This is a genomic window from Pseudomonas sp. Sample_24 (genome assembly GCF_004307605.1).
GTDB lineage: Bacteria > Pseudomonadota > Gammaproteobacteria > Pseudomonadales > Pseudomonadaceae > Aquipseudomonas.
The window spans coordinates 1-4,357 of the sequence record NZ_RCNW01000382.1 but is presented as its reverse complement, the minus strand read 5'-3'; the positions used below and the strand labels follow the sequence as shown (position 1 = coordinate 4,357).

5 protein-coding genes are annotated in these 4,357 nt (G+C 59.7%); all 5 read left to right on the top strand.

Annotated elements, in window-relative coordinates; translation table 11 throughout:
• Positions 1-8 precede the first annotated feature (8 nt).
• Positions 9-1,334, top strand: a complete 1,326-nt coding sequence (gene flhF / locus D8V06_RS21500) for a flagellar biosynthesis protein FlhF (RefSeq protein WP_130903480.1) — start codon at positions 9-11, stop codon at positions 1,332-1,334.
• A gap of 116 nt (positions 1,335-1,450) precedes the next feature.
• Complete coding sequence (fleN, locus tag D8V06_RS21495; RefSeq protein WP_008001746.1) at positions 1,451-2,281, top strand: flagellar synthesis regulator FleN; 831 nt, start codon at positions 1,451-1,453, stop codon at positions 2,279-2,281.
• Positions 2,278-3,018 (top strand): RNA polymerase sigma factor FliA, encoded by a 741-nt coding sequence (gene fliA, locus D8V06_RS21490; RefSeq protein WP_007894214.1) that lies wholly within the window; start codon positions 2,278-2,280, stop codon positions 3,016-3,018. The genes fleN and fliA overlap by 4 nt, the downstream gene beginning before the upstream one ends.
• A 166-nt stretch (positions 3,019-3,184) precedes the next feature.
• On the top strand, positions 3,185-3,556 hold the full coding sequence (locus tag D8V06_RS21485) for a chemotaxis response regulator CheY (RefSeq protein WP_003183998.1): 372 nt from the start codon (positions 3,185-3,187) through the stop codon (positions 3,554-3,556).
• Positions 3,557-3,575: 19 nt separating this feature from the next.
• The coding region (locus D8V06_RS21480; protein ID WP_130931740.1) for a protein phosphatase CheZ at positions 3,576-4,357 on the top strand (782 nt) is incomplete at its 3' end.

Below are 4,357 nucleotides of genomic sequence, written 5' to 3'. Positions count from 1 at the left end.
AGTGGTTTATGCAAGTTAAGCGTTTTTTCGCCGCCGATATGCGTCAGGCCATGAAACTGGTTCGTGATGAGCTGGGCGCTGAAGCGGCCATCATTGGCAACCGCCGCATCGCCGGTGGTGTCGAGCTCACGGCTGCCCTGGATTACAAACTGTCGGCGCTGGCGCCACGCGTGCCGAACATGGAACTCGAAGACGAGCTGCGCAAGACACAGTCGCGCATCGTCACCGCCCAGGCCGAGCTGAGCCTGCGCAGCGACGGCGAAAGCGACAATGCCACCAATCGCCAGTTGTTCGCCGGGTTGCCCCTCACCGCCGCCGAGCCACTGATCGAGCCGACCTACGCCGAGCCTCGGCGTCCTGCGCCAGCGCCTGCTGCGGCGCCCGCGGTGGACTCCCGGGTATTTGACTCGATGCGTTTTGAGCTCAACAGCCTGCGCGAACTGATGGAAGTGCAGCTGGGCTCCCTGGCATGGAATCAGCTGCAAGGCAGCAGCCCGGGCCAGGCCAACCTCTGGCGCCGTCTGCAACGTATCGGTTTGTCCGGGCCGTTGTCCCGCGACTTGCTGGCACTGATCACCGATATTCAAGAACCCCGCCAAGCCTGGCGCATGTTGCTGGCGCATCTGGCGCGGATGATTGCCACGCCGGAAATCGAGCCGCTGGAAGAGGGCGGTGTGATTGCCATGGTCGGCCCTGCCGGCATGGGCAAGACCACCACCCTGGCCAAGCTGGCTGCCCGTTATGTGCTCAAGTATGGCGCGCAGAACATCGCGCTGGTGAGCATGGACAGCTACCGTATCGGTGCCCAGGAACAGCTCAAGACCCTCGGCCGGATTCTCAATGTGTCGGTGACCCACGTCGATCCGGGGCAATCGCTGGTGCAGGCGCTGGAACCTTTGCTGCGCAAGCGCGTGGTGCTGATCGATACCGCCGGCCTTCAAGCCAGCGATCCGGCATTGCGCATGCAGCTCGAAAGCCTGGCCGGTCGTGGCATCAAATCGAAAAATTATCTGGTTCTGGCAACCACCAGCCAGAAACAGGTTCTAACCGCCGCTTATCACAGTTACAAGCGTTGCGGGCTCGCTGGCTGCATCCTGACTAAACTGGATGAAACGGCCAGTCTGGGCGAGGTGTTGAGCCTGGCCATCAGCCATGAGTTGCCGGTAGCCTACCTGACTGATGGCCCGCGGATTCCGGATGATTTGCATCTGCCGCGCCGTCATCAACTGGTCAGCCGTGCCGTGAGCGTGCAAATGCAGGAAGAACCCAGCGAAGAAGCCATGGCTGACATGTTCGCTGATATCTACCACAGCCCCACCAAGCAGGTAGGCTGAGGTAACAATGAATAGTTTTTGTACCTACATCGATGGTCTGCCATGCATTGTTCCGATTGTGAACGCGCAGCCAGTAATGTGGCCTCCGTCTATGCAAGACAAGGTAAAGAAATAACATGGGCAGCATGCATCCCGTACAGGTGATCGCGGTGACCGGCGGCAAAGGTGGCGTCGGGAAAACTAACGTGTCAGTGAACTTGTCCCTGGCTTTGGCTGAACTTGGCCGGCGCGTCATGTTGCTGGACGCCGACCTGGGGCTGGCGAACGTCGACGTTCTGCTGGGGCTGACACCCAAACGTACCCTGGCCGACGTGATCGAAGGTCGCTGCGAGCTGCGCGATGTCCTGTTGCAGGGCCCCGGCGGCATCCGCATCGTTCCCGCCGCGTCCGGCACCCAGAGCATGGTTCACTTGAGCCCGGCGCAGCACGCCGGCCTGATCCAGGCCTTCAGCGATATCGGCGACAACCTCGACGTACTGGTGATCGACACCGCTGCGGGGATTGGTGACTCGGTGGTCAGTTTTGTCCGTGCCGCCCAGGAAGTGTTGCTGGTGGTCTGCGACGAGCCGACCTCCATTACCGACGCCTACGCCCTGATCAAACTGCTCAACCGTGACTACGGCATGAACCGTTTCCGCGTGCTGGCCAACATGGCCCAGAGCCCGCAGGAAGGGCGCAATCTGTTCGCCAAGTTGACCAAGGTCACGGATCGTTTCCTCGACGTCGCCCTGCAATACGTCGGCGCCGTGCCTTATGACGAAAGCGTGCGCAAGGCCGTGCAAAAACAGCGTGCCGTCTACGAAGCATTCCCGCGCTCCAAGTGCTCGCTGGCGTTCAAGGCAATCGCGCAGAAGGTCGACACCTGGCCGTTGCCCGCCAACCCGCGTGGGCATCTGGAGTTCTTCGTCGAACGCCTCGTGCAACAAACGGCAGGACCCGTGCTATGACAGCCAGCGGCTACAACCTCTACAAGAAATCGGCACGCGATGCGCAGTACGAGCTGATCGAGCGTTACGCGCCGCTGGTCAAACGCATTGCCTATCACTTGCTGGCGCGTCTGCCGGCCAGTGTCCAGGTCGAAGACTTGATCCAGGCCGGGATGATCGGCCTGCTGGAAGTCTCGACCAAATACGACGCCAGCAAAGGCGCGAGTTTCGAGACGTACGCGGGCATCCGCATCCGCGGCGCCATGCTCGATGAAGTGCGCAAGGGTGACTGGGCGCCACGCTCGGTCCACCGCAATACCCGCATGGTCAGCGACGCCATCCGCTCGATTGAAGCGAAAACCGGCCGTGACGCTAAAGATCACGAAGTTGCGGCCGAACTCCAATTGAGTCTCGACGATTATTACGGGATTTTGAACGACACCCTGGGCAGCCGGTTATTCAGTTTCGACGATCTGTTGCAGGACGGCGAACACGAAGGGCTGCACGAGGATGGCGCGAGTGCTCATCTCGAGCCGTCACGCGATCTGGAAGATGAACGCTTCCAGGCGGCGCTGGCGGACGCGATTGCCAATTTGCCGGAGCGTGAGCGACTGGTGTTGGCGCTGTACTACGACGAAGAGTTGAATCTCAAGGAAATCGGTGAGGTCCTGGGGGTCAGCGAATCTCGGGTCAGCCAGTTACATAGCCAGTGCGCGGCCCGTTTAAGGGGGCGTTTGGGAGAGTGGCGAGCGCGCTGAAGGCAGTGTGGGGGCACTGCGACGTGGCTGGTGGGGTGATGAACCGCGCCGGGCTCGCTTCGTTGTACTCCAGACAGTCATCGAGTGCTTTGCCAGATTGATTGAAATGGCGCGTCCAGGTGCTGGGCGCGTTTTAGTCTGCTTGGAGGTCGAATTGGACAAGAACATGAAAATCCTCATCGTTGATGACTTCTCAACGATGCGGCGGATCATAAAAAACCTGTTGCGTGACCTTGGGTTCACCAACACGGTCGAGGCCGACGATGGCACTACCGCCATTCCGGTCCTCAACAGCGGGAGCATCGACTTTCTGGTGACCGACTGGAACATGCCTGGCATGACCGGTATCGATCTGCTGCGCCACGTGCGTGCCGATGAAAAGCTCAAGCACCTGCCGGTGTTGATGGTGACCGCTGAAGCCAAGCGCGAGCAGATCATCGAAGCGGCCCAGGCCGGTGTAAACGGCTATGTGGTCAAACCCTTCACGGCCCAGGCGTTGAAAGAAAAAATCGAGAAGATTTTCGAACGCATCGGTTGAACTGCGCCACGGGGGAGCTATGGGGCATAACGAATCTTCGCAGGGCGATTTTGAATCGACCCTGAAAAAACACGCCGTCGAACTGGTCGCGAGCCTTGAAAAGGGCAGGTTTGGCGATGCTGTGCAATTGATCCATGAGCTCAACCAGACCCGTGACCGCGGCCTGTATCAGGAAGTGGGCAAGCTCACGCGCGAGCTGCATAGCGCGATCGTCAATTTTCAGATTGACCCGCACATGCCGCAAGCCGAAGAGGTGTCACAGATCACCGACGCCACCGAGCGTCTGGGTTATGTGGTCAAGCTGACCGAGGCCGCAGCCAACCGCACCATGGACCTGGTGGAAAACGCCACGCCGCTGGTCAACAGCCTGGCTGACGAAGCCCAGGCCTTGAGCACGGATTGGGGACGGTTCATGCGTCGCGAAGTCGGGGCTGAAGAGTTCCGCGAACTGGCCCGGCGAGTCGACGGGTTCCTGACGCGCAGCAGCACAGACAACCGTGCCGTGTCGGGCAACCTCAACGATATTCTGCTGGCCCAGGATTATCAGGACCTCACGGGTCAAGTCATCAAGCGTGTGACCCAACTGGTCACCGAAGTCGAGAGCAACCTGCTCAAGCTCGTGCTCATGGCCAGTCAGGTTGACCGTTTTGCGGGCATCGAGCATGACCGTGAAGCAATGCTTGCAGAAAAAGATCCACAAAAACATCTCTCTCAGGGTGAAGGTCCGCAGATTCATGCCGATAAAAGAGAAGACGTTGTGTCCGGTCAGGACGATGTGGACGATTTGTTATCCAGCCTTGG

Excerpts from the sequence above, each read along its gene's own strand:
- flhF (WP_130903480.1), top strand. The coding sequence starts at position 9 with ATGCAAGTTAAGCGTTTTTTCGCCGCCGATATGCGTCAGGCCATGAAA.
- fleN (WP_008001746.1), top strand. The coding sequence starts at position 1,451 with ATGGGCAGCATGCATCCCGTACAGGTGATCGCGGTGACCGGCGGCAAA.
- fliA (WP_007894214.1), top strand. The coding sequence starts at position 2,278 with ATGACAGCCAGCGGCTACAACCTCTACAAGAAATCGGCACGCGATGCG.
- D8V06_RS21485 (WP_003183998.1), top strand. The coding sequence starts at position 3,185 with ATGAAAATCCTCATCGTTGATGACTTCTCAACGATGCGGCGGATCATA.